Raw genomic sequence first — 22,547 nt, forward strand, 5'->3', positions numbered from 1 at the left:
AATGAGAGGATGCGGATGACCCCCGGCCAGACGAACGCCCCCAATTCCACCGGCGCCCTGCCCACGCTGGAGGAGTTGCAGCATTGGACCTGGGTGATGGGCCGTGCGCAGCAGATGATGATGGAGGCCGCGCTGACGCCCCCGCCCGAGGGGGTGCCGGTGGTGCCCGGCTTCAACGACCCCGCCACGATGGGCCGCGTCCGCGACTTCTGGTCCGATTCGATGAAGCTGTGGCAACGCTTCATCGACCCCGCCGCCGAGCCCAGCCCCCCGCCCAAGCCTGACCGCCGGTTCAAGGCCGAACAGTGGCAGTCGCCGCTCTTCGACTGGATCCGGCAGAGCTATCAGGTCATCTCCGACCATATGCTGCGCGGCGTCGATGCGCTGGAGGGCGTGGAGCCGAAGCAGAAGGAGCAGATCCGCTTCGCCGCGCAAGGGTTCATCGACGCGATGAGCCCGACCAATTTTCCCGCGACCAACCCCGAAGTGCTCGACAAGATCGTCGAGACGCGCGGCGAGAATCTGCTGAAAGGCCTGCAGAACATGCTGGCCGATCTGGGTCGCGGCCAGCTGACCCATAGCGATTCGCGGGCGTTCGAGGTCGGCCGCAACCTGGCCGCCACGCCGGGCAAGGTGGTGAAGCGCAATTACCTGTACGAGCTGATCCACTATAGCCCGACCACCGAACAGGTGGCGGCGGTGCCGATCGTGATCTTTCCGCCCTGGATCAACCGTTTCTACATTCTCGACCTCGCGCCCGAGAAGAGCCTGATCAAATGGCTGGTCGACCAGGGATTCAGCGTCTTCATGGTGTCGTGGAAGTCGGCGGACGCCACGATGAAGGATGTGGCCTGGGACGATTATGTCGCGGCGCAGGTCGATGCGATCGACACGGTGCGCGAGCTGCTCGACGTCGAGTCGGTCCACACCGTCGGGTACTGCGTGGCGGGGACGACACTGGCCGCGACGCTCGCCTATCTCTCGGCCACAGGCGACGCGGGCAAGGTCGCCAGCGCCACCTTCTTCACCGCGCAGGTCGATTTCTCCAAGGCGGGCGAGCTGCTCCACTTCGTCGATGACGAGCAGCTGAAGCTGATCGCCGCCCTGTCGCCCGAGGGGTATCTGGACGGGCGCTATCTGGCGATGACCTTCAACCTGCTGCGCGGGCGCGACCTGATCTGGAACTACGTCACCAACAACTATCTGCTGGGGCGCGACTATGTGCCGTTCGACCTGCTCCACTGGAACGGCGACGTCACCAACCTGCCGGCCAAATGGCATCTCGGCTATCTGACCGACCTCTACCGCGACAATCTGTTGATGACGCCCGGCGCGATGCGCATCGGCGACGTGGCGCTGGACCTGACCAAAGTGGCGACCCCCGCCTATGTCCAGGCGGGGCGGGAGGATCATATCGCGCCGCCCGAAAGCGTGTGGAAGATCACCGACGCCTTTACGGGGCCGCTTCGCTTCGTGCTGGCGGGATCGGGGCATATCGCGGGCGTGGTGAATCCCCCGGCGGCGGGCAAATATCAGTATTGGACCAACGACCAGCCCGCCGCCACGCTGGCCGAGTTCGTCGCGGGCGCCACCGAGACCAAGGGCAGCTGGTGGCCCGACTGGGCCCAGTGGCTGCGAGCGCGCGACTCCGCCACCGTTCCGGCAGAGGGTGCCCGCATCCCGGGCCAGGGCGCCCTGCCCGCCATCGACGAAGCGCCCGGACGCTACGTCAGACAGCGCTAAAACGATATTGCTGCACTGCACAATAGGCTTGATTCCGGTCAATCGAATCGCTATTGTGCAGCGCAACAAATCGGGAGAGTGCTGTTGGAAAAGGACAAGCCGACCGTTCCCGCCGCCAAGGCGGCAGCGAAGCCTCGTCGCGCCGCCAAGCCTGTCGCGGCCAAGACGCTTCCCGGTCTTCCCTCCGAAGCCAAACCGCCGGTCGTGGCGAGCGCCGCCAAGCCTGACGTGCCCAAGGTCGAGGCAGCGGTGAAGCCCGTGGCCGAAAAGCCCGTCGCTTCGGCGCCGGTCGAAGCGCCGAAGGTCGAGGCCAAGCCCGCGCCGGCCCCGGTCGCCAAGGCCCCCGCCGCCAAGATCGAGGCCAAGCCGGCCCCCGCCGAGCCGAAGGCCGAGGCCAAGCCGGTCGAGCCGCCGAAGCCGGCGCCCGCCCCCAAGCCCGCTGCCCCCCAGGCGGCGGCACCCGAAATTTCTTCCCCGACCGCCGCGGTTTCGGCGGACTCAAAGCCCAAGGACTTTATCATGGACGCCAAGAGCACCATCGAGAACGCGACCGCCAAGACCCAGGCCTTTTTCGGCGACGCCCAGGCCCGCACCCAGGCCGGCATGGAAAAGAGCGCCAAGCTGTTCGAAGACATGATCGCGTTCAGCAAGGACAACATCGAAGCGGTCGTCGAATCGTCGAAGATCGCCGCCAAGGGCGCCGAGACGCTGGGCCAGGGCGCGGCGGATTACGCCAAGCGCTCGTTCGAGACCGCGACCCAGACGCTGCAGACCCTGTCGTCGGTCAAGTCGCCGACCGAGTTCATGAAGCTCCAGTCGGACTTCGCCCGCTCGGCCTTCGACTCGATGGTCGCCGAAACCTCGCGCTCGACCGAGCACATGATGAAGCTGGCGGGCGAGATCGCCCAGCCGCTGAGCAACCGCTTCGCGGTCGCCGCCGAGAAGATGAAGACCGTCGCGTAATGCGCTGACGGTTTCTTCTTCGGAAAACGATGGGGCGGTCGCTGCGGTGGCCGCCCTTTTTCGTGCCATTCGAGGCGGCATTGCCTGGGGCCTTCCCTCCCCCATCCCCTCCCGCTTGCGGGAGGGGCGTGCCAAGCGGCCGCCGATCAGCGCTGCTGAATGCGCTGCTAGATGCGATGATCATGTTGCTTATGTGGGACACTCGCCAAGCAACGCCCCCCTCCCGCAGGCGAGTTTCAGGTCGGTCATGCCCCCGGCATGACCTAAACGATGCGGGTCATCGTTTACCTGAAACTGGGATGGGGGAGGGAAAGGGGGCTCACCGAGACCACACCATCCCTACTGGCATCCCACGCCCCCAGCCCCTACATTCCCCCCATGTCGTTCTTCGCCCGCTTCTCCCCCGTCCGCGCGATCCGCGACCTGCGATTCTTCCTGGCGCAGCGCCGGCCCTATGAGCTGGTCTTCCTGATGATCGCGATGGGGATTACGGGCTTCTTCATCTACGCCTTTGCGCGCGACGATTATGTGCCGGTGCCGTACAAGCCCAACATCATCTATGTCGAACAATGGCCTGCCGACCGCACCGATGCGCAAATCCGGGCGCAGCAGAAAATCGACTATGTGAAGAAGAAGCAGGAACTGGCCGAGGAACAGGCGGCCAAGGATCAGCGCAAGGCCGAGTTCAAGAAGGTCGACGACGCGCTGACCAAGTGGGGCTTCTGACCGATCATCGCTGGATGGGCGTGGCGCTGGCGCTGGCGGATCGCGGCGTCGGGCGGACCGCGCCCAATCCCAATGTCGGCTGCGTGCTGGTGCAGGGCGGCCGGGTCGTCGGCCGTGGCTGGACCCAGCCGGGCGGCCGTCCCCATGCCGAGGCGATGGCGCTGGCGGAAGCCGGCGAAAGATCGCGCGGCGCCACCGCCTATGTCACGCTGGAGCCCTGTGCGCATGTCTCGACACGCGGCCCCGCCTGTACCGACCTGCTGATCGCCGCCGGCGTCGCGCGGATCGTGGCGGCGATGGGCGACCCCGATCCGCGCACCGACGGCGCAGGCTTTGCCCGCGCCCGCGTTGCCGGAATCGCGGTGACGACGGGCGTGCGCGAGGACGAAGCGCGCGCGATGATCGCGGCTTTCCTGACCCGCCGGGCCAAGGCCCGCCCCTTCGTCACGCTGAAGCTCGCCACCTCGCTCGACGGCCGGATCGCGCGGCCCGATGGGGAGAGCCGCTGGATCACCGGGCCCGAGGCACGCGCGCATACCCATTTGGAGCGCAGCCGCCATGAGGCGATCCTGGTCGGGCGCGGCACGCTGGAGGCCGATTCGCCCCGGCTCGACGTGCGCCTGCCCGGTCTCGAGTCGCGCTCGCCGCGCCGCATCCTCCTGTCGCGCACGCCAGAGCCCGGCTGGGAGACGATCCCCTCTCCCGCCGCCATCGCCCAGCTGACGGGCGTCGACCGGCTGATGGTCGAGGGCGGCGCGCGAACCGCATCGACGTTCCTTGCCGCCGACCTGGTCGACCGGCTGCTGCTCTACCGTGCGCCGATCCTGATCGGCGCGGGACGCGCGGCGCTGGGCGACATCGGGCTGGCCCGTCTGGCCGAGGCGCATGGCCGCTGGACACTCACCGATTCGCGGATGCTTGGCAGCGACCGGTTGGAGGTCTACGAGCGCGACTGATATGTTTACCGGGATCGTCACCGACATCGGCTCCGTCACCGCCGTGGAAACGCGCGGCGACACGCGAGTCGTCATCGCCACCGCCTATGATACGGCGACCATCGACCTGGGCGCGTCGATCGCCTGTTCGGGCGTCTGCCTGACCGTGGTCGAGAAAGGCCCCGGCTGGTTCGCGGTCGATGTCTCCGCCGAGACGATCGGACGGACCGCCGACCAGTGGACGCGCGGCCAGCGCCTGAACCTGGAACGCGCGATGAAGCTGGGCGACGAGCTGGGCGGGCATATCGTCACCGGCCATGTCGACGGCGTCGGCACCGTCGTGTCGGTCGCGGAGGAAGGCGGATCGCACCGGGTCTTCGTGCGCGTTCCCGCCGATCTGGCCCCCTTCATGGCGACCAAGGGGTCGGTGACGGTCGACGGCGTCTCGCTGACCGTCAACAGCGTCGAGGATGGCGCTGACGGCACGGTCTTCGGCCTGAACATCATTCCCCACACCGCCGCCGTCACCACGTTGGGCGGCATCGCCAAGGGCCAGCGCGTCAATATCGAGATCGACGTGCTCGCCCGGTATCTGCAGCGCATGGAGCATTATCGTGGCCGCTAATCCCGACGCACTGGCCGGTCTGCGCCGCGGCTTTCTCTCCAGCCCCGAAGAGATCATCGACGAGGCGCGCAACGGTCGTATGTTCATCCTGGTCGATGACGAGGACCGGGAGAATGAGGGCGACCTCGTCATCCCCGCCCAGATGGCGACGCCGGAGAAGGTCAACTTCATGGCGCGGCACGGGCGCGGGCTGATCTGCCTCGCCATGACGCGCGAGCGGGTCGACACGCTCGGCCTGCCGCTGATGAGCCCGAAGAACGGGACGCGGCACGAGACGGCCTTCACCATCTCGATCGAGGCGCGCGAGGGCGTGACCACCGGCATCTCCGCCGCCGATCGCGCGCGGACCATCGCGGTGGCGATCGACTCGAACCACGGTGCCGATGCGCTGGTGACGCCGGGCCATGTCTTCCCGCTGGTCGCACGCGACGGCGGTGTGCTGGTGCGGGCGGGCCATACCGAGGCGGCGGTCGATGTCGCGCGGCTGGCCGGCCTCAACCCCTCGGGCGTGATCTGCGAGATCATGAACGAGGACGGGACGATGGCGCGGATGGACGACCTGGTGTCGTTCGCGCAGTTGCACAACCTGAAGATCGGCACGATCCGCGACCTGATCGCCTATCGCCGCCGCTACGACCATCTGGTCGAGTTGCAGTCCGAGGCCACGTTCGAGAGCGAATGGGGCGGCACCTGGACCGCGCGCGCCTATCGCAACAAGGCGACGGGCACCGAGCAGGTCGCCCTCGTCAAGGGCAAGCTGGACACCGCCCAGCCCGTGCTGGTGCGGATGCATGCGCTGTCGCCCTTTGCCGATGTGTTCGGCGAGGCGGGATCGCGCGGCGCGCTGCTCGCCAAGTCGATGCGGATGATCGCCGAAGAAGGCTCGGGCGTGATCGTCGTCATCAACCGCCCGCGCACCGACGCCTTCACCACCGCCGTCCGCCTGAAGGCGGGTGAGGAGGTGCAGATCGACATGGAGGAACTGCGCGACTATGGCGTCGGCGCGATGATCCTGGCCGAACTGGGCGTGCAGGACATGGTGCTGCTGACCAACACCCACCACACGCTGATCGGGCTCGACGGGTACGGCCTGTCGATCGTCGGCGAACGTCGCATCGAAAATTTTGAGGGAGACGCCTGATGGCGCATGTGTTGATCGTCGAGGCGCGCTTCTACGAGCATCTGAACGACCTGCTCCTGTCGGGCGCGCGCGCCGCGATCGAGGAGGCGGGCCACAGCCATGAGACGATCACCGTCCCCGGCGCGCTGGAGATTCCCGGCGCGGTAGCGATGGCGGCCGATTCGGGGCGTTACGACGCCTTCGTAGCGATCGGCGTGGTGATCCGCGGCGAGACCTATCATTTCGAGATCGTGTCGAACGAGAGCGCGCGCGGGCTGATGGCGCTGACCATGGACGGGCTGCCCATCGGCAACGGCATCATCACCACCGAGAACGAGGCACAGGCCCTGACCCGCGCCAAGCCGGACGAGAAGAACAAGGGCGGCGAGGCGGCCAAGGCGGCGCTCGCCATGCTGGCGCTGAAGGGCCGGTTCGGGTGACATCCCCCGTCCTCCAGACCGAGCGGTTGACCTTGCGGCTCCCCTCGGCGGAGGATTTCGAGGCGTGGGCGGCCTTCCATGCCGAGGAGGACACGATGCGCTTCCTGGGCGGTGTGCAGGCGCGCGGGGCGGCGTGGCGATCGCTATGCACCATGGTCGGCGCGTGGAGCGTGCGCGGTTTCGCCATGTTCTCGGTGATCGAGCGCGACACCGGCCGCTGGGTCGGGCGGATCGGACCCTGGCAGCCCGAGGGCTGGCCGGGCCGCGAGGTGGCCTGGGGCGTGGCGCGGGAGTTCGCCGGGCGCGGCTATGCCCATGAGGCCGCGGTCGCGGCGATCGACTATGCGGTCGACGTGCTGGGCTGGGACCATGTGATCCATACCATCGACCCCGAAAATGCGGGTTCGATCCGGCTGGCGCAGCGGCTGGGCGCGGTGAACGAAGGGCCGGTCCGCCTACCCGCCCCGCTGGAGAGCTTCCGCGTCGACGCCTGGGGCCAGAGCGCCGACCAATGGCGCGCGCGGCGGGAATCCCTCCCCCAATGACCGACATGCCGCCCTCCCGCTTTCGCGTCGTCGAGCGGGGTCGGCGGCTGGTGGTGATCGACACCCAGGCGGGCAAGACCCTGCCGACGCCGCGTTCGGAGACGCCGCGCGCCCTATCGGACAAGGGCAAGCCGCGACTCTCGTTGCCCGCATTCCAGTTGCCCAAGACGCTGCGCTTCGACGGTGGTGGAAGCTGGGCCACCGACAGCTTCTATGACGCCAAGGGGCCGCGCACCCTGACGCTGGACGCGGGTGCGATGCAGAAACTGCGCCTGGCGGGCATCTGGCTGGTGGTGCTGATCGTGATCTGGGCAGTGGTCGGGGCGTTTCTACCCATATTCTGGGCCACGCCGATGCTGCTTTTCAATTCCAAGGTGCGGGAGACGGTGCGGAATCAGGCAACTCTGTTCCTCGACGGGCTGGATTCGTCGGGATAGTCCCCGACCTCCGTTCAGGCTGAGCGAAGTCGAAGCGCACGGTTCGCACTGGCCGCGAGGGTTTCCCTTGGCCTTCGACTTCGCTCAGGCTGAACGGGGGTTTGGGCTCCAGCTCCGCATAAATACGCGCCACCCCGGCGGAGGCCGGGGTCCAGGTGCCATCCGGCGCGTGGCCTGGTACCGCCCGCGCCTTCGACATCGCTTTGCGACTGGCCCCCTGCCTTCGCCGGGGTGGTCCGTCATAGGGAAGGGACGGGGACATACCCCGCCCCCCATCATCACGCCGCGCGGGCCTGTTCGGCGAGCGTCGGATAGTCGATATACCCCTCCGGCCCCTGGCTGTACCAGGTCTTCATGTCGCTCTCGTTCAGCGCCGCGCCGGTGCGCAGCCGTTCGGGCAGGTCGGGATTCGCCAGGAAGGTCCGGCCGAACGCGATGCCGTCCGCCACGCCCGAGTCGAGTGCCGCTTGCGCCTTTTCCCGGCTGTCGAAATCGCTGTTGAGGATCAGCGGCCCCTTGAACACCTCGCGGATCTGCGGCGACAGCTTGGGCACGTCGGTGCGGCCATAGGTGCCGTCCGGCCCGATCTCACGCAGTTCCAGGAACGCGATGCCCAGGTCCGACAGCATCTTGGCGGCGGGCACGAAGACCGAGGCGGGATCGCTGTCGTCGACGCCCTGGCTGTCGCCATTAGGCGAGAGGCGCACCGCCACCCGCTCCTTGCCCGCGACCGAAATCACCCGCTCGGCGATCTCGCGGAGCAGGCGGATACGGTTCTCCGGGCTGCCGCCATATTCGTCCTCACGGTGGTTCGCCCCGTCGCGCAGGAATTCGTCGATCAGATAGCCGTTGGCCGCGTGGATCTGCACCCCGTCGAACCCGGCGGCCAACGCATTGCGCGTCGCCAGTTCATAATCGTCGAGCAGGCGCGGGATTTCGGAGAGTTCCAGCGGGCGCGCCGTCTCGAAATCCTTTTTGCCCTCGAACGTATGCGCCTGCCCCTCGGTGCGGGTGGCGGAGGAGGACACCGGCTGCATCCCCGTGACCGAGCTGTGGACCTGGCGGCCCATATGCCAGAGCTGCGCGACGATCCGGCCGCCCGCCTTGTGCACGGCTTCCGTTACCGGCTTCCAGGCCGCGACCTGCTCGTCGGTCCACAGACCCGGCGCATAGGGCCAGCCCAGGCCTTCGCGGCTGATGCCGGTGGCTTCCGAGATGATCAGGCCCGCGCTGGCACGCTGGGCGTAATATTGCGCCATGATCGGCGTCGGCACCGCGTCGCGGGTGGCGCGGGCGCGGGTCAGCGGCGCCATCAGGATACGGTTGGGGGCGTGGATCGCGCCCAGGTCGATGGGGTCGAACAGAGTTGGCATCAAAATCAAATCCTTCAGCGGCCTTTCCGGCCTGGCGCAACGCAGATAGGGCGTTAAGGGAGCCCATGCCCGTGTCCACGCCCCCAAGAAAAACTGAACCGATGCAAAGCGATCGTCTGTCGGTCCGGGGCGGACCGACCGGAACGCCGCCGCTGGCCTTCGCGGCGGTGATCCTGGCCAATGTCGCGCTGGCCTTCGGGCCATTGCTCGTGCGGATGGCCGATACCGGGCCGGTCGCCTCGGCCTTTTGGCGGATCACGCTGGCGGCCCCCGTGCTGGCGATCGTCGCGCTGATCGGTCCCGCGCGACCGCGTATGCCTGGCAAGGGGCAGGCGGGGCTGTGGATGCTGCTGCTGGTCGGCGGGGTCGCCTTTGCGGGCGATCTGGGCACCTGGCATATCGGTATCCGCCAGACGACGATGGCCAACGCCACGCTGTTCGGCAATTCGGCGACCTTCATCTTCCCGCTCTATGGCTTTCTTGCCGCGCGCGCCTGGCCCTCGCGCAGCCAAGGAATCGCGCTGATCCTGGCGGCGCTGGGTGCGGGGCTGTTGATGGGGCGCAGCTATCAGGTCGATCCGCGTCATCTGGTCGGCGATCTGATGTGCGTCCTGGCGGGCGTGCTCTACGCACTCTACTTCATCCTGATGGCGCGGGTGCGGGAGCACATGCCGCCGGTCCCGGCGCTCGCCTGGTCGACCATGGCCAGCATCGTGCCGCTGTTCGTCTTCGCCATTCTGCTGGGCGAGCGGATATGGCCCGACCATTGGAGCGCGCTGATCCTGCTGGCGCTGGGGAGCCAGATCATCGGCCAGGGGTTGATGATCTATGCGCTGGGGCTTTTGAGCCCGCTGGTCGTCGGCCTGGCCCTGCTGGTCCAGCCGATGGTGGCGACGGCGATCGGCTGGCTGGCCTATGGCGAGACGCTGGCGCTGCCCGATCTGGTGGGCGTCGCGATGGTGGCGGTCGCGCTGGTGCTGGTCCGGCACGGATCGTCCAAGGCGGTTGCCAAACCGGGCGCGTTGGACAACGAGTGAAGCATATGACCGAGGCTGCCATGACCGATGTTCAGGACCTGACTCTCGACGAGGTACGCGCCCTTCTGGCCGAGGGGATCGCGTCCAACGCGGCCTTTGACGGCTGGGGCGACGAGGCGCGGGACATGGCGGCGGATGCGGCGGGCGTCGACCGCGACATCGCGCGGCTCGCGTTCAAGGACGGCACCGTGGCGATGATCGACGCTTGGTTCGCGTCGATCGACCAGGCGATGGTCGAGGCCGTCCCCGCCGAACAGGCCGCCGCGATGAAGATCCGCCAGCGCATCACCGCGCTGGTCGAGGCGCGGCTGGCGGCGGTGGCCCCCAATCGCGAGGCGCTGCGCCGCGCGCTGACCATCCTAGCCATGCCGCAAAACGCCGCGAGCGGCGCGCGACTCGGCTGGCGGACGGTCGATACCATCTGGGCGCAGGCGGGCGATACCGCGACCGACTACAACCACTATACCAAGCGCGCGACGCTGTTCGCGGTCTATGCCTCGACCATCGCGGTGTTCCTGAACGACGAGAGCGAGGATCATGCCGATACCCGCGCCTTTCTGGCCCGCCGCATCGAGGGGATTATGCGGTTCGAAAAGTGGAAGGCGGGGATCGCCAAGCGGGGCGAGAATATGCCCAGCCTGTCGCGATTTATCGGGCGGTTGCGTTATCCGGCGGTGTGATTTGGGTTTGGGGTTGAAGGTTTCCCTTGGGCTTCGACTTCGCTCAGCCCGAACGGAGCGTAGGAATGGCTGAACGGGGTTGGGTATGGGTCTGGATACCATCCTCCGTTCAGGCTGAGCGAAGTCGAAACCCACGCCCTCACCCCGCCCCAATCCCCAAACCCGTCACCCATTTCACCAACAGGTAATTGATAATCAATCGCACGGGCGTTATGTATGTCCCATGGCGATGCTCAGCAGTCTCGAAACCCTTCCCCGGCGGCAACCGGCGACCGTGGCCGCGATCGACTGGGCCCAGCTGGCGTTGCCCGAGGCGCGCCGTCTGCGCGAACTGGGCTTCGACGAAGGCGTGGGGGTCGAGGTGCTGCACCGCGCGACCCTGGGCAGCGGGCCGATCGCCTGCCGGATCGGTCGGATGACGGTAGCGCTGCGTCGCCGGGTCGCCGCCTCGATTCGCGTCGCGCCGGGCGCCTGAAGCCGATCCGGATATAATGAACGCCGCACCGCTGGTTGCGCTCGTCGGCAATCCCAATGCCGGCAAAAGCGCCCTGTTTAACGCGCTGACCGGCGCGCGGCAGAAGGTCGGCAATTATCCCGGCGTCACGGTCGAGCGCCATTCGGGCCGGCTGGTGCTCGACGACGGTCGCCCGGTCGAGCTGGTCGACCTGCCCGGCGCCTATAGCCTGGATCCCGGCAGCCTGGACGAGCAGGTCACGCGCAACGTCGTGATGGGATCGCAGGCGGGCGAGCGGCGCCCCGACGCGCTGGTCGTGGTGGTCGATGCGGCCAATCTCGACAATCACCTGCGCTTCACGTTGCAGCTGATCGCACTCGGCCTGCCGGTCGTGGTCGCGCTCAACATGGTCGACCTGGCCGAGCGCGATGGCCTGACGCTCGATGCGGATATTCTGGCGCGTGAGCTGGGGGTGACGGTGATCCCGACGGTCGCGGTGCGTCGTCGCGGCCTGGACGCCCTCAAGGCCGAGATCGACCGGCTGGTCGCCCAGGAGCGCGCCCAGGCCGTCGCCTCCGCCGACCAGATCGACGACATCGTCACCCTGCAACGCCGCGCCCGCCGGATCGCATCGGCCGCGACCGTGGCCGAGACCCCGACCCGCCGCTGGACCCATTTGTTCGACTCGGTCGCACTGCATCCGATCGTCGGCCCCATCCTGCTGATCGCGCTGCTCTTCATCATGTTCCAGGCGGTCTTCGCCTGGTCGCAGACGCCGGTCGAATGGATCGAGGACGGATTCAAATGGCTGGAGATCCAGGCCGGGCTGCTGCTGCCCGAGGGCTGGTTCCGCAGCCTGATCACCGACGGCCTGATCGCCGGGGTCGGCGCGGTCATCGTCTTCCTGCCGCTGATCCTGATCCTGTTCCTGTTCATCCTGGTGCTGGAGGCGACCGGGTACATGGTCCGCGCAGCCTTCCTGATGGACCGGCTGATGGCGCAGGTCGGCCTGTCGGGCCGCGCCTTCATCCCGCTGCTCTCGTCCTTCGCCTGTGCGGTGCCCGGCATCATGGCGACGCGGACGATCGACGATGAGAAGGACCGGCTGACCACCATATTGATCGCGCCGCTGATGACCTGTTCGGCGCGGCTGCCGGTCTATACCATCATCATCAGCGCCTTCATTCCCGACCGGCAGGTGTTGCCGTTCGTAGGCTTGCAGGGGCTGGTGCTACTAGGCCTCTATCTGATGGGCATCGTCGGCGCGTTCGTCGCCGCGCTGCTGCTCCGCCGCACCGTCACCAAGGGCGCGTCGTCGGGCTTCATGATGGAAATGCCCAAATATCAGTGGCCGCATATCCGCGACGTACTGCTCGGCCTGTGGAGCCGCGCGCTGATCTTCCTGAAGCGCGCCGGGACCACCATCGCGCTGACCACCGTGATCCTGTGGGCGCTCCTCTCCTTCCCCAAGCCGCCGGAAGGCTCGGGCATCTCGCCGGTCGATTATTCGATCGCGGGCCGCATCGCGAGCGGGATCGAGGTCGTGGTGCGCCCGATCGGCTTCAACCGCGACATCGCCCTTGCCCTCGTCCCCGCCATGGCCGCGCGCGAAGTCGCGGTGGCCGCCATCGGCACCGTCTATGCCATCGACGATACCGAGCATGAGGGCGGGCAGAAAGCGATGACCGACAAGCTGAAGCGCAACTGGTCGCTGCCCACCGCGCTCGCCTTCCTGATGTGGTTCGTCTTCGCGCCGCAGTGCATTTCCACCATCGCGGTGACGCGGCGAGAGACCAATGGGTGGAAATGGCCCGCCTTCATGGTAGGGTATCTCTTCGTGACCGCCTATGTCATGGCGGGCATCACATATTGGCTGGCCGTCTTCGCCGGCCTCTAGAACAAGCACAGGACTGATACATGGCGGGCAGCGTCAACAAGGTGATTCTCGTCGGCAATCTGGGACGCGATCCCGAGAGCCGCTCCTTCCAGAATGGCGGCAAGGTGGTCGAGCTGCGCATCGCCACGTCGGAATCGTGGAAGGACCGCAACAGCGGCGAGCGCAAGGAAAAGACCGAGTGGCACACGGTCAAGATCTTCAACGAAGGTCTGGCCAATGTCGCAGAGCGCTTCCTGCGCAAGGGCTCGAAAGTGTATATCGAGGGCGCGCTGACCACCCGCAAATGGCAGGACCAGCAGGGTAACGACCGCTACTCGACCGAGGTGACGCTGCAGGGCTTCAACTCGGTGCTGACCATGCTCGACGGCCCCGGCGGCGGCCAGGGCGGCGGCGGCGGTCGCGGTGGCAGCGACTTTGGCGGCGGCGATGATTTCGGCGGCGGCGACTTTGGTGGCGGGTTGAGCGGCTTTGGCGGCGGCAGCCGTGGCGGTTCGGGCAACCAGAGCGGCGGCGGAAGCCAGAATGGGAACGGCGGCAACCGTGGCGGGTTCGGACAGGGCGGCGGCTTCGCCGACGATCTGGACGACGACGTGCCGTTCTGATCGGGCAGGTTTTCCTCAAGGGGCGGAGATGGACAAGACGCTGGAAGACGATGCGACGGCCTGCCCTGGCGTGCGTGTAGCTGACACCCCCGCTTCCGCATCCGTGCGCGAGGCCGATCGCGCCGCCGTCATCCGCGCCTATGATCTGGCGGGCTATCGCGATAGCGGGCAGCTCGACGATCTGGCCGCCTTCGCCGCCGAACTTTGCGGCACGCCGATCGCGCTCGTCAGCGTAGTCGAAGAGGAAACCCAGCAATTTCTGGCGACGGTCGGCATCGACGCGGCGCAGACGCCGCGCGACACATCCTTCTGCGCGCATGTGATGGTCGGCCGGACCCGGACCATGGTCGTCCCCGATGCGCGTAGCGATGTGCGTTTCGCCGATTATTCGCTGGTGAAGGGCCCACCCTATATTCGCTTCTACGCCGGCGCCCGGCTTCTTTCGCGTGAAGCCATACCGCTGGGCGCGATCTGCGTCATTTCTCCCGAGCCACGCCCCGATGGCCTGACTCCGTTCCAGCAGCGCGGGCTGGAAGTGCTGGCGACCGCCGTGATGGGCCGGTTGCAGGACCGCCGCGCGCGGCGAGAGCATGAACGCACCGTCGAGGCGTCCGAGGCGCGCGTCGCCGACAGCGAGCAACGGTTCCGGACGCTGGCCGACACCATGCCGCAAATGGTCTGGTCGACCCAGCCCGACGGCTTCCACGACTATTATAATGCCCGCTGGTACGAGTTCACCGGCATGCCCGACGGCTCGACCGATGGCGAGGCGTGGAACGGCATGTTCCATGTCGACGACCAGGACCGCGCCTGGGCCCGGTGGCGGCACAGCCTGGCGACCGGCGATCCCTATCAGATCGAATATCGCCTGCGGCATCGCGACGGCACCTATCGCTGGGTGCTGGGCCGCGCGCTGCCAATCCGCGATGGCGAGGGACGGATCACGCGCTGGTTCGGCACCTGCACCGACATCCATGAGCAGAAACTGGCGCTGGAAGAGCGCGAAATCGTCAGCCAGGAGCTGAGCCACCGGATCAAGAACATCTTTGCGGTGATCTCCGGCCTGATCGCCTTTGCCGCGCGCAGCCATCCGGGCTTTACCGGCATCGCCAGCGACCTGCGCGACCGGATCACCGCGCTGGGCCGTGCGCACGACTTCGTCCGGCCGCATAGCCCCCAGTCCCGGCCCAAAGCGCGGCAGGACTCGCTGCACGGGCTGCTGACCGACCTGTTCGATCCCTATCGCGGCGATACCGATGCGCGCATCCGCCTGTCGGGCGACGATGTGCCGGTCGACGACCGCTCCGCGACCCCGCTCGCGCTGCTGTTCCACGAACTGGCGACCAATGCGGCCAAATATGGTGCCCTTTCGGTGACCGAGGGGCATGTCGACCTGGCGATCGTCCGCGAGGGCGACATGGTCGCGTTGTGCTGGCGGGAACGCGGTGGCCCCATGCTGGAAGCCGTGCCCCACCATAGCGGGTTCGGCTCGCAACTGGTCGAGTTGTCGGCGGTCCGGCAGCTGGGCGGCACGGTGCAGCGCGACTGGCATCGCGACGGGCTGGTGGTGACGATCCAGGTGCCGCTGGCAGCGTTCAGCCGTCCGGCGGGCACGGGGCCCTGCCGTTAAAAGCTGCGCTGAGGTAGCGTCGAGGCCGAGCCGTCAGGCGCTCAGCCCGAGCGGAACGACATATTCGGTCGGCTGCTCTACCGCGCCGATCGTTCCCCCGGTCGCCATCGCCGCCGCCGCCAGGATCGCACGTTCGCTGAAGGGCTTGCGGATATAGCCCAGCGCCTGGACATGCGTACCGATCTGTGCGGGATTGGCGGTGACGAACACGATCTTCAGCCCGAAATCCTGCGCCAGTCGATGCGCGATCTCCGGCCCCGTCGCACCGTCGCGCAGGTTCACATCGACAAAGGCAAAGCTGCATCCGGGCGCGGTTTCGATGGCGGTGCGGCTATCCGCCGCGATTCCGGCGACATTATAGCCAGCATCGGTCAGAATGCGCTCCAGATCGAGGGCCACGAAAATCTCGTCTTCCACGATCAGGGCGGTTTGGCTCATGTCAAATTCCCGTCACTTTCGCCCTCAACATTCTTGATACAGATAAAGTTCCGGCAAATGTCATGATTTCACCGACGTAACAAAAATACCGCATGTTCAGCCCGGAAATTGGCCGCCGCCGCGCTGGTCGGCCGGCCGCGCGACAGGAACCAGCTGCCCTCCACCGTGATCCGCCGCTGGCGGACAAAGGCGCGGAAGTCGTCGATCGTCACATGGTGGATGTTGGGCGTGTCATACCATTGTTCGGGCAGCAGCTTGGTCACCGGCATCCGCCCACCCCAGAGCAGCGACAGGCGCACCCGCCAATGCGCGAAATTGGGAAAGGACACGAAGGCGCGATTGCCGATGCGCAGCAGATGGTCGAGCACCTGGTCGGGCGCGCGCGCGGTCTGCAGCGTCTGGCTGAGGATCGCATAGTCGAACCCCTTGTCGGGATAGCCCGCCAGGTCGACATCGGCATCGCCCTGCACCACCGCCAGCCCGCGCGCGACGGCCGAGGCGACATTGGCCGGATCGATCTCCAGCCCGCGCGCGTCCACGCCTGCTTCGTCGCGCAGCGCCGCCATCAACTGCCCGTCGCCGCAGCCTATATCGAGCACACGCGCGCCGCGCGCGACATGACGTGCGATGATCGCCAGATCGGGCCGCAACGCCTCGCTCATGGCTCGGCCCGCAGGAAACCGTCGATCACCCGGTTCATCTCGGGCGCCTCCAGCAGGAAGGCGTCATGGCCATAGGGGCTCGACAGCTCGACGAAACTCGCCGCCGCCCCCGCCGCGTTCAGCGCCTGCACGACGCTGCGCGACTCGGAAGTGGGGTACAGCCAGTCGGTGTCGAAGCTGACGATGCAGAAGCGGGTCTTCGTCCCCCGGAAGGCGTTGGCGAGCAGCCCGCCATGCTCCTCGGCCAGATCGAAATAATCGAGCGCGCGGGTAATGTAGAGGTACGAGTTCGCATCGAACCGGTCGACGAAGCTCAGCCCCTGATGCCGGAGATAGCTCTCGACCTGGAAATCGGCGTCGAAGCCGAAGCTCTTGGCCCCGTCCGGCCGGTCGGGCCGCGCCTGGAGCCGACGCCCGAACTTCTCGGTCAGCCCGGCTTCCGACAAATAGGTGATGTGCGCCGCCATCCGCGCCACCGCCAGGCCGGCGGCAGGAGGATCGTTCGACTCGTAATAGGCGCCGCCGCGCCATTTCGGGTCGGCCATGATCGCCTGTCGCCCCACCTCGTGGAACGCGATATTCTGCGCCGAATGCCGCGCGGTCGAGGCGACCATGACGCAGGCGCGCACCCGCTCGGGAAGGGTCGCGGCCCAACTGATGGCCTGCATCCCGCCCATCGAGCCGCCGACCACCGCCTTCAACACGCCGACGCCCAGATGGTCGAGCAGCATGGCCTGCGCGCGCACCATGTCGCGGATGGTGATGACCGGGAAGCGCATCCCCCAGGGTTCGGCAGTCGAGGGGTCGATGGTCGCGGGACCGGACGATCCCATACAGCTGCCGATGACGTTCGAGCAGATGATGAAATGCCGCGCCGGGTCGATCGGCTTGCCCTCGCCCACCAGACGCGTCCACCAGCCGGGCTTGCCGGTGCGCGGATGGGGCGAGGCGACATGCTGGTCGCCGGTCAGCGCATGGCAGATCAGGATGGCATTGGAGCCGTCCGCATTCAGCGTGCCATAGGTCTCATAGCCGATCTCGACCGGCGACAGGAAGCCGCCGCCGTCGAGCCGCAGCGGCCCGGGCAGCACGACATGCCGCGACAGACCGAAACGCTGGTCGTCGCCAAGGGATTGCGTGGAAACGGAAGCGGCCATGGAGCGATATCCGCTAGGCCGCGATGCTTGGCAACGCAAGGGCGAGGCCGCTATGGCGGGCCCATGACCGAGCTTACCGCCCCCGAACCGATCTCCTGGGTCAAGGCGATCGCGCCTTATGTCCCCGGCCGCGCGACGACCGATGACGGGCGCAAGGTCGTCAAACTCTCGTCCAACGAGAATCCGCTGGGCACGAGCGAAAAGGCGCGCGCCGCCTTTGCCGCCGCCGCCAGCCAGCTGGAGCGTTACCCGGACGCGAGTGCGACCGCTTTGCGCGAGGCGATCGGCGCGGTGCATGGGCTCGACCCGGCGCGGATCATCTATGGCACCGGCTCGGACGAGATCCTGCATCTGGCGGCGGGCGCGTTCGCCGGGCCGGGGGACGAGATCATCCATGTCCGCTACGGCTTCTCGGTCTATGAGATCGCGACCCGCCGTGTCGGCGCGGAGCCGGTGGTGGTCGCCGATCACGACTATGCCACCGATGTCGACGCGATCCTGGCCGCCGTCACGGACAAGACCAAGGTCGTCTTCGTCGCCAATCCCAACAACCCGACCGGCACCTATGCGGGCGCGGGCGAGATTGCGCGGCTGCACGCCGGGCTGCCTGCCCATGTCCTCTTGGTCCTCGACCAGGCCTATGCCGAATATCTGGACGTCGGCGAGGATGATGGCGGGCTGGCGCTGGCCGAGCAGGCCCCGAACGTGCTGGTGTCGCGCACCTTTTCCAAGATCCACGGGCTGGCCGCCGAGCGGATCGGCTGGGGCTATGCCTCGGCGGCGATCGTCGACGCGCTGCACCGCATCCGCGCGCCGTTCAACGTGACCATCGCGGGCCAGAATGCCGCGATCGAGGCGATCCGCGACCGCGCCTTTGTCGAGGCGTCACGCGCGCACAATGCCACGTGGCTCGCCTGGTTCGAGGAGCAGATCGCGTCGCTCGGCAATGCGGGGCTGCGCTGCGTGCCGTCCAAGGCGAATTTCTCGCTCGTCCTGTTCGAGGGCAAGCTGACCGCCGAGCGCGCCTATCATGGCCTGATGGATGCCGGCTACATCGTCCGCTGGCTGCCGGGCCAGGGCCTCGGCCAGGCGCTGCGCATCACCATCGGCACCGAGGACGAGGTGAAGGGCGTCGTCGCCGCACTGCGTGCCATGGTGGAATCTGAGGCGAAGGGGGCATAATGCTGCCCTTCGCGCGGATCACCATCATCGGGCTCGGCCTGATCGGCTCCTCGGTCGCACGGGCGACGCGCAAGGCGATGCCGACCGCGCGGATCACCGCCTATGACGCCGATCCGGCGGTGCGCGAGACGGTGCGCGCGCTCGATCTGGCCGATGACGTCGCCGACACGGCGGGCGCCAGCGTGATCGACGCCGACTTCGTCATCCTCTGCGTGCCGGTCGGCGCGATGGGCGCGGTCGCCGCCGAATTCGCCGACGACCTGCCCGCCGAGGCGGTCGTCTCCGACGTGGGCAGTTGCAAGGGCTCGGTCCTCGCCGCGCTGACCGACGCGCTGCCCGGTGCAACGATCATCCCGGCGCACCCGGTCGCGGGCACCGAGCGCAGCGGGCCGGAGGCGGGCTTCGCCACGCTGTTCCAGAAGCGCTGGTGCATCGTCACGCCGCCAGAGGGCGCGGACGAACTCGCCGTCGAGCGGGTGGCGGAATATTGGCGGCGGCTGGGCGCCGATGTCGAACTGATGGCCCCCGATCATCACGACCGGGTGCTCGCCGTCACCAGCCATCTGCCGCACCTGATCGCCTATACGATTGTCGGCACCGCCAGCGATCTGGAGGAGGTGACCCAGTCCGAGGTCATCAAATATTCGGCGGGCGGTTTCCGCGACTTCACCCGCATCGCCGCATCGGACCCGACCATGTGGCGCGACGTGTTCCTGACCAATCGCGAGGCGGTGCTGGAGATGCTCCAGCGCTTCTCCGAGGATCTCAGCCAGCTGCAACGCGCGATCCGCTGGGGCAAGGGCGACGAGCTGTTCGACCTGTTCAGCCGCACCCGCGCCATCCGCCGCTCGATCATCGACCAGGGCCAGGACGACGCCCGCGAGGATTTCGGGCGGAATCACGAGGGATAGACCCATTCCTCCCCTGCAAGGGGAGGGGGACCAGCGAAGCTGGTGGAGGGGTGTCCCCGCTGGCCGTGACACCCCTCCGTCAGTCCTTCGGACTGCCACCTCCCCTTACAGGGGAGGAAGTTTCTCCAGCGCATTCATCGCCGCATGCACCCGCGCTTCTGCCTCGGCGCGGGGTAGGCCCGGCGGGATCACCTCGCCGAAGCGCAGCGTCACCACGCCCGGCCGCTTCAGCCCTTTGCGCGGCCAGACCAGCCCCGAATCGGTCGCCACCGGCACCACCGGCAGGTTCAGCATCCGGTACAGCCCGGCGAATCCCGGCTTCAGCGGCGGCGTCTCACCCGGCTTTACCCGCGTGCCTTCGGGAAAGATCATGATCGCCCGCCCCTGCCCCACCGCGACCTGCGCATCGCGCATCATGCCGCGCATCGCCCTGGCCGAGGCGGATCGGTCGACGACAATCGCGCCGTACTTGCGCACCGCCCAGCCCCAGAGCGGAATATTGGCCAGCTCGCGCTTCAGCACCATGGCGGGGGCGCCCAGGATGCGTTGCAGCTCCATCGTCTCGAACATCGCCTGGTGCTTGGCGGGATAAAGTGCGGGCGTGGTCGGCCGCGTCCCTTCCACCCGCACCCGAATCCCCAGGATCCAGCGGGTGCAGATCCGGTGGAACCGCGTCCAGGTCGTCGCCCAGTGGATCACCGCGTGGCGTCCCCCGACCGCGATCAGCGGCGACAGCAGCGCCATCACCGCCGACACCGGATAGAAGATCGCCACGAACACGATGTTGCGAAGAAGAATCACGCCCCTATCCCCGTCCAAAGCGCGATCCGGCGCAGGATCAGCTTGTTATATTCGTTGACCAGCGTGCCCATGCGCGGCTCCGACGGCACCCCGTCGCCCAGCACCAGGATCTGCCGCCCCAGCGCCGCGCGCAACTCCATCCGCGCGCGCGGCAAATGCCAGTCGGAGGTGACGAGGCGCACGGTGCGATAGCCATGCTGGCGCACCCAGTTCGCCGTCTCCTCGGCATTGGAGCGCGTGTCCACCGCCTCGCCGCCCAGGTCGATGCAGCAGGAAAACAGGGCAGGCGCGGTATGATAGGTCCGCGCCAGGTCGATCGGTCGCACGCCCGGCGCGACGCCGGTGACCAGCATCCGCTTGGCCTGATGCGCTTTCAGCAGCGCGATGCCGCGGTCGATCCGCCCCGCGCCGCCGGTCGGCACCACGATCGCATCGGTGGTATTGTTCTCCAGCGGGTGCGGCAGGGTCAGCATGAAGGCCACGAAGCCCAGGCACCAGGCGAGTGCCGCCAAGCCGAACAACCGCAGCACGTTACAGCATCCGCCGCATCTGGCGCAGCACCGCAAGCCGCGCCGCGACCACCGCCAGCAGGACGAAGCCAAAGGGCACGGCGACCAGCAGGCCAATGTCCGCCACGCCCAGCCGCATCTCGTCGAGCAACTGCGAATCGAGCGCCCCCACCTCCCGCGCGATCAGCAGGATGGCGGCCCCCGCAAACACGCTGCCCGCCACCGCGCCGATCCCGGCGTCGATCGCGATCCGCCGCTGGAACAGCCGCGCCACCTGCCGGTCGGTCGCGCCGAGCATGTGGATGACCTCGATCGTGCCGCGATGCGCCTCCAGCCCGGCACGCGCGGCCAGCATCACGACGGCCCCGGTGGCGACCAGCATCAGGATGATGATCGCGCCCGCCAGCCAGGCGGCGGTGTCGAGCAGCCGCCCGACCGGCCCCAGCCAGGTGGCATGGGCATCGACCCGTGCGGCGGGGCTTGCGCGGGTGACCGCCACGGTGACGCGGGCGATCGCGGCGGCAGCATCACTGGTCAGGTCGACGTCGATCAGGGCGGGCACGGGCAGCCCCGCCGCCTCGGCATCGGTGCCCAGCCAAGGCTGCAGCATCCGGGCGAGATCGGCCTGCGGCACCGGGGTCGCACGGGCGACGTCACCTTGCGCGCGCAGGACGCGCAGCACCTGCGCGGCGGCGGCATCGCGGCGCTGCGTCTCGCCCTCGACGATCTGGACGGTCAGCCGCCCCGCCATCTGCCGGTCGAGCGCACCCGCTGCCCGCGCGGTGGCCAGGCCGGCGGCGGCGGACAACAGGGTCAGGAACAGCATGATCGCGATGACCCAGCTCATCACATGCGCGCCGCCGACATCGTCCAGCGCGCGCGATTCCGCACCGCCCCGGCGGCGGCCCCGTGTGAGCGTCCGCGTCACAGCCCGCTCCGCACGGTGGTCGAACGCGGGGGCGCCGCCGGGGATGGTGGCGGGGATGGTGGCGGCAGGTCGGGCCATTGCGCGTCGACCAGCCGCCCGCGCTCCAGATGCATGTGATGCGCCGACGGGATCCGCTCGATCAGATGCCAGTCATGGGTCGCCATCACGACCGTGGTGCCCAGCCGGTGGAGCGAGTTGAACAGGTGCAGCAAGCGTTCGGCCATGACCGGGTCGACATTGCCGGTCGGCTCGTCCGCGACCAGCAGTTCGGGCCGCGCGATCACCGAGCGGGCGATCGCCACCCGCTGCTGCTCGCCACCCGACAGGGTCGCGGGCCGCGCGCCCGCGCGCTCGGACAGGCCGATCCAGGTCAGCATCTCGCGCACGGCGCGCGCAATCTCCGATTCGGCCATGCCCGCCACACGTAGCGGCAGGGCGATATTGTCCGCCGCCGACAGATGCGGGATCAGCCGGAAATCCTGGAACACCACCCCGATCCGCCGCCGAAAGCCGGGCAGCCGGTCGCGCGGCAGGATCACCGCATCCTCGCCGAACAGGCGGATGATGCCCCGGCTGGGCCGCTGCGACAGGTAGAGGAGCTTCAGCAGCGAGGTCTTGCCTGCGCCGCTGGCCCCGGTCAGGAAATAGAATTGGCCCGACCGCAACGTGAAGCTGACGTCGCACAGGGTTTCCTCGCCCGCGCCGTAGCGAAGGCCGACATTCTCGAACTGGACGATGTTCGCCATGCCCCA

The 22,547-nt window shown here is 67.8% G+C and carries 25 protein-coding genes; 17 read left to right on the forward strand and 8 right to left on the reverse strand.

Going from position 1 to position 22,547, the window contains the following annotated elements; translation table 11 throughout:
• Nucleotides 1–15 precede the first annotated feature (15 nt).
• The 9 genes from QZ546_RS00840 to QZ546_RS00880 all read left to right on the forward strand — a co-directional run bounded on the left by QZ546_RS00840 (nt 16) and on the right by QZ546_RS00880 (nt 7,534).
• Nucleotides 16–1,743 carry a class I poly(R)-hydroxyalkanoic acid synthase gene (locus tag QZ546_RS00840; protein WP_294233184.1) on the forward strand — a complete coding sequence of 576 codons (1,728 nt, stop codon included), beginning with the start codon at nt 16–18 and terminating at the stop codon, nt 1,741–1,743.
• Nucleotides 1,744–1,827: 84 nt separating this feature from the next.
• On the forward strand, nt 1,828–2,706 hold the full coding sequence (locus tag QZ546_RS00845) for a phasin family protein (RefSeq protein ID WP_294233187.1): 879 nt from the start codon (nt 1,828–1,830) through the stop codon (nt 2,704–2,706).
• Between the two features lie 378 nt (nt 2,707–3,084).
• On the forward strand, nt 3,085–3,432 hold the full coding sequence (locus tag QZ546_RS00850; RefSeq protein ID WP_294233190.1) for a hypothetical protein: 348 nt from the start codon (nt 3,085–3,087) through the stop codon (nt 3,430–3,432).
• Nucleotides 3,433–3,446: 14 nt separating this feature from the next.
• Nucleotides 3,447–4,388, forward strand: a complete 942-nt coding sequence (gene ribD, locus QZ546_RS00855; protein ID WP_294233708.1) for a bifunctional diaminohydroxyphosphoribosylaminopyrimidine deaminase/5-amino-6-(5-phosphoribosylamino)uracil reductase RibD — start codon at nt 3,447–3,449, stop codon at nt 4,386–4,388.
• 1 nt (nt 4,389) lies between these two features.
• Nucleotides 4,390–4,992 (forward strand): riboflavin synthase, encoded by a 603-nt coding sequence (locus QZ546_RS00860; RefSeq protein ID WP_294233193.1) that lies wholly within the window; start codon nt 4,390–4,392, stop codon nt 4,990–4,992.
• Nucleotides 4,982–6,133 (forward strand): 3,4-dihydroxy-2-butanone-4-phosphate synthase, encoded by a 1,152-nt coding sequence (ribB, locus tag QZ546_RS00865; protein ID WP_294233196.1) that lies wholly within the window; start codon nt 4,982–4,984, stop codon nt 6,131–6,133. The genes QZ546_RS00860 and ribB overlap by 11 nt, the downstream gene beginning before the upstream one ends.
• Nucleotides 6,133–6,552 (forward strand): 6,7-dimethyl-8-ribityllumazine synthase, encoded by a 420-nt coding sequence (gene ribH / locus QZ546_RS00870; protein ID WP_184106267.1) that lies wholly within the window; start codon nt 6,133–6,135, stop codon nt 6,550–6,552. The genes ribB and ribH overlap by 1 nt, the downstream gene beginning before the upstream one ends.
• Nucleotides 6,549–7,097: a GNAT family N-acetyltransferase gene (locus QZ546_RS00875; protein WP_294233203.1), complete on the forward strand. Its 549-nt coding sequence runs from the start codon at nt 6,549–6,551 to the stop codon at nt 7,095–7,097. Before ribH ends, QZ546_RS00875 begins: the two co-directional genes overlap by 4 nt.
• Nucleotides 7,094–7,534: a hypothetical protein gene (locus QZ546_RS00880; protein WP_294233207.1), complete on the forward strand. Its 441-nt coding sequence runs from the start codon at nt 7,094–7,096 to the stop codon at nt 7,532–7,534. The genes QZ546_RS00875 and QZ546_RS00880 overlap by 4 nt, the downstream gene beginning before the upstream one ends.
• Before the next feature lie 278 nt (nt 7,535–7,812).
• Here QZ546_RS00880 and QZ546_RS00885 read toward each other — a convergent pair whose 3' ends face one another.
• Entirely contained in the window at nt 7,813–8,907 is a 1,095-nt protein-coding gene (locus QZ546_RS00885) for an alkene reductase (protein WP_294233210.1), read from the reverse strand.
• Nucleotides 8,908–9,008: 101 nt separating this feature from the next.
• On the opposite strand from QZ546_RS00885, the gene QZ546_RS00890 reads away from it, so the two are divergent.
• The 6 genes from QZ546_RS00890 to QZ546_RS00915 all read left to right on the forward strand — a co-directional run bounded on the left by QZ546_RS00890 (nt 9,009) and on the right by QZ546_RS00915 (nt 15,207).
• A complete protein-coding gene (locus tag QZ546_RS00890; protein WP_294233213.1) occupies nt 9,009–9,944 on the forward strand; it encodes a DMT family transporter in 936 nt (311 codons plus the stop codon).
• A 5-nt stretch (nt 9,945–9,949) separates the two neighbouring features.
• Nucleotides 9,950–10,624: a COQ9 family protein gene (locus QZ546_RS00895; protein ID WP_294233215.1), complete on the forward strand. Its 675-nt coding sequence runs from the start codon at nt 9,950–9,952 to the stop codon at nt 10,622–10,624.
• Between the two features lie 229 nt (nt 10,625–10,853).
• Nucleotides 10,854–11,099, forward strand: a complete 246-nt coding sequence (locus QZ546_RS00900) for a FeoA family protein (RefSeq protein WP_294233711.1) — start codon at nt 10,854–10,856, stop codon at nt 11,097–11,099.
• Nucleotides 11,100–11,115: 16 nt separating this feature from the next.
• Entirely contained in the window at nt 11,116–12,975 is a 1,860-nt protein-coding gene (locus QZ546_RS00905) for a ferrous iron transporter B (RefSeq protein WP_294233220.1), read from the forward strand.
• A 20-nt stretch (nt 12,976–12,995) separates the two neighbouring features.
• Complete coding sequence (ssb, locus tag QZ546_RS00910) at nt 12,996–13,577, forward strand: single-stranded DNA-binding protein (RefSeq protein ID WP_294233222.1); 582 nt, start codon at nt 12,996–12,998, stop codon at nt 13,575–13,577.
• 28 nt (nt 13,578–13,605) lie between these two features.
• Complete coding sequence (locus QZ546_RS00915; protein ID WP_294233225.1) at nt 13,606–15,207, forward strand: PAS domain-containing protein; 1,602 nt, start codon at nt 13,606–13,608, stop codon at nt 15,205–15,207.
• A gap of 33 nt (nt 15,208–15,240) precedes the next feature.
• Here QZ546_RS00915 and QZ546_RS00920 read toward each other — a convergent pair whose 3' ends face one another.
• The 3 genes from QZ546_RS00920 to QZ546_RS00930 all read right to left on the reverse strand — a co-directional run bounded on the left by QZ546_RS00920 (nt 15,241) and on the right by QZ546_RS00930 (nt 17,464).
• On the reverse strand, nt 15,241–15,645 hold the full coding sequence (locus QZ546_RS00920) for a response regulator (protein WP_294233229.1): 405 nt from the start codon (nt 15,643–15,645) through the stop codon (nt 15,241–15,243).
• A gap of 68 nt (nt 15,646–15,713) precedes the next feature.
• Nucleotides 15,714–16,307, reverse strand: a complete 594-nt coding sequence (metW, locus tag QZ546_RS00925) for a methionine biosynthesis protein MetW (protein WP_294233232.1) — start codon at nt 16,305–16,307, stop codon at nt 15,714–15,716.
• Nucleotides 16,304–17,464, reverse strand: coding sequence for a homoserine O-acetyltransferase (locus tag QZ546_RS00930; protein ID WP_294233235.1), 1,161 nt, complete (start codon nt 17,462–17,464; stop codon nt 16,304–16,306). Before QZ546_RS00930 ends, metW begins: the two co-directional genes overlap by 4 nt.
• Nucleotides 17,465–17,527: 63 nt before the next feature.
• On the opposite strand from QZ546_RS00930, the gene hisC reads away from it, so the two are divergent.
• Both hisC and QZ546_RS00940 read left to right on the forward strand, forming a co-directional pair.
• Nucleotides 17,528–18,646, forward strand: a complete 1,119-nt coding sequence (hisC, locus tag QZ546_RS00935; protein ID WP_294233237.1) for a histidinol-phosphate transaminase — start codon at nt 17,528–17,530, stop codon at nt 18,644–18,646.
• Nucleotides 18,646–19,557 (forward strand): prephenate/arogenate dehydrogenase family protein, encoded by a 912-nt coding sequence (locus QZ546_RS00940; RefSeq protein WP_294233240.1) that lies wholly within the window; start codon nt 18,646–18,648, stop codon nt 19,555–19,557. Before hisC ends, QZ546_RS00940 begins: the two co-directional genes overlap by 1 nt.
• Nucleotides 19,558–19,662: 105 nt before the next feature.
• Here the strand turns inward: QZ546_RS00940 and QZ546_RS00945 are convergent, their stop codons facing one another.
• From QZ546_RS00945 to ftsE, 4 genes are read right to left on the reverse strand one after another with little or no spacing between them, the layout of a single operon-like run.
• The gene (locus QZ546_RS00945; protein WP_294233244.1) at nt 19,663–20,358 is read right to left on the reverse strand and encodes a 1-acyl-sn-glycerol-3-phosphate acyltransferase; all 696 of its coding nucleotides are present in this window, start codon (nt 20,356–20,358) and stop codon (nt 19,663–19,665) included.
• Nucleotides 20,355–20,831 carry a YdcF family protein gene (locus tag QZ546_RS00950; protein ID WP_294233713.1) on the reverse strand — a complete coding sequence of 159 codons (477 nt, stop codon included), beginning with the start codon at nt 20,829–20,831 and terminating at the stop codon, nt 20,355–20,357. Before QZ546_RS00950 ends, QZ546_RS00945 begins: the two co-directional genes overlap by 4 nt.
• A gap of 58 nt (nt 20,832–20,889) precedes the next feature.
• Nucleotides 20,890–21,795 (reverse strand): FtsX-like permease family protein, encoded by a 906-nt coding sequence (locus QZ546_RS00955; protein WP_294233247.1) that lies wholly within the window; start codon nt 21,793–21,795, stop codon nt 20,890–20,892.
• Nucleotides 21,792–22,541, reverse strand: a complete 750-nt coding sequence (gene ftsE / locus QZ546_RS00960; RefSeq protein WP_294233251.1) for a cell division ATP-binding protein FtsE — start codon at nt 22,539–22,541, stop codon at nt 21,792–21,794. The genes QZ546_RS00955 and ftsE overlap by 4 nt, the downstream gene beginning before the upstream one ends.
• Between the last annotated feature and the right edge of the window lie 6 nt (nt 22,542–22,547).

This window comes from uncultured Sphingomonas sp., assembly GCF_913062585.1.
In the GTDB taxonomy this organism is placed as follows: domain Bacteria; phylum Pseudomonadota; class Alphaproteobacteria; order Sphingomonadales; family Sphingomonadaceae; genus Sphingomonas.

Excerpts from the sequence above, each read along its gene's own strand:
- QZ546_RS00950 (WP_294233713.1), bottom strand. The coding sequence starts at position 20,831 with ATGCTGACCCTGCCGCACCCGCTGGAGAACAATACCACCGATGCGATC.
- QZ546_RS00930 (WP_294233235.1), bottom strand. The coding sequence starts at position 17,464 with ATGGCCGCTTCCGTTTCCACGCAATCCCTTGGCGACGACCAGCGTTTC.
- QZ546_RS00920 (WP_294233229.1), bottom strand. The coding sequence starts at position 15,645 with ATGAGCCAAACCGCCCTGATCGTGGAAGACGAGATTTTCGTGGCCCTC.
- ssb (WP_294233222.1), top strand. The coding sequence starts at position 12,996 with ATGGCGGGCAGCGTCAACAAGGTGATTCTCGTCGGCAATCTGGGACGC.
- ftsE (WP_294233251.1), bottom strand. The coding sequence starts at position 22,541 with ATGGCGAACATCGTCCAGTTCGAGAATGTCGGCCTTCGCTACGGCGCG.
- ribH (WP_184106267.1), top strand. The coding sequence starts at position 6,133 with ATGGCGCATGTGTTGATCGTCGAGGCGCGCTTCTACGAGCATCTGAAC.
- hisC (WP_294233237.1), top strand. The coding sequence starts at position 17,528 with ATGACCGAGCTTACCGCCCCCGAACCGATCTCCTGGGTCAAGGCGATC.
- metW (WP_294233232.1), bottom strand. The coding sequence starts at position 16,307 with ATGAGCGAGGCGTTGCGGCCCGATCTGGCGATCATCGCACGTCATGTC.
- ribD (WP_294233708.1), top strand. The coding sequence starts at position 3,447 with ATGGGCGTGGCGCTGGCGCTGGCGGATCGCGGCGTCGGGCGGACCGCG.
- QZ546_RS00890 (WP_294233213.1), top strand. The coding sequence starts at position 9,009 with ATGCAAAGCGATCGTCTGTCGGTCCGGGGCGGACCGACCGGAACGCCG.
- QZ546_RS00880 (WP_294233207.1), top strand. The coding sequence starts at position 7,094 with ATGACCGACATGCCGCCCTCCCGCTTTCGCGTCGTCGAGCGGGGTCGG.
- QZ546_RS00915 (WP_294233225.1), top strand. The coding sequence starts at position 13,606 with ATGGACAAGACGCTGGAAGACGATGCGACGGCCTGCCCTGGCGTGCGT.
- QZ546_RS00895 (WP_294233215.1), top strand. The coding sequence starts at position 9,950 with ATGACCGAGGCTGCCATGACCGATGTTCAGGACCTGACTCTCGACGAG.
- QZ546_RS00840 (WP_294233184.1), top strand. The coding sequence starts at position 16 with ATGACCCCCGGCCAGACGAACGCCCCCAATTCCACCGGCGCCCTGCCC.
- QZ546_RS00900 (WP_294233711.1), top strand. The coding sequence starts at position 10,854 with ATGCTCAGCAGTCTCGAAACCCTTCCCCGGCGGCAACCGGCGACCGTG.
- QZ546_RS00860 (WP_294233193.1), top strand. The coding sequence starts at position 4,390 with ATGTTTACCGGGATCGTCACCGACATCGGCTCCGTCACCGCCGTGGAA.
- QZ546_RS00885 (WP_294233210.1), bottom strand. The coding sequence starts at position 8,907 with ATGCCAACTCTGTTCGACCCCATCGACCTGGGCGCGATCCACGCCCCC.
- QZ546_RS00940 (WP_294233240.1), top strand. The coding sequence starts at position 18,646 with ATGCTGCCCTTCGCGCGGATCACCATCATCGGGCTCGGCCTGATCGGC.
- QZ546_RS00905 (WP_294233220.1), top strand. The coding sequence starts at position 11,116 with ATGAACGCCGCACCGCTGGTTGCGCTCGTCGGCAATCCCAATGCCGGC.
- QZ546_RS00850 (WP_294233190.1), top strand. The coding sequence starts at position 3,085 with ATGTCGTTCTTCGCCCGCTTCTCCCCCGTCCGCGCGATCCGCGACCTG.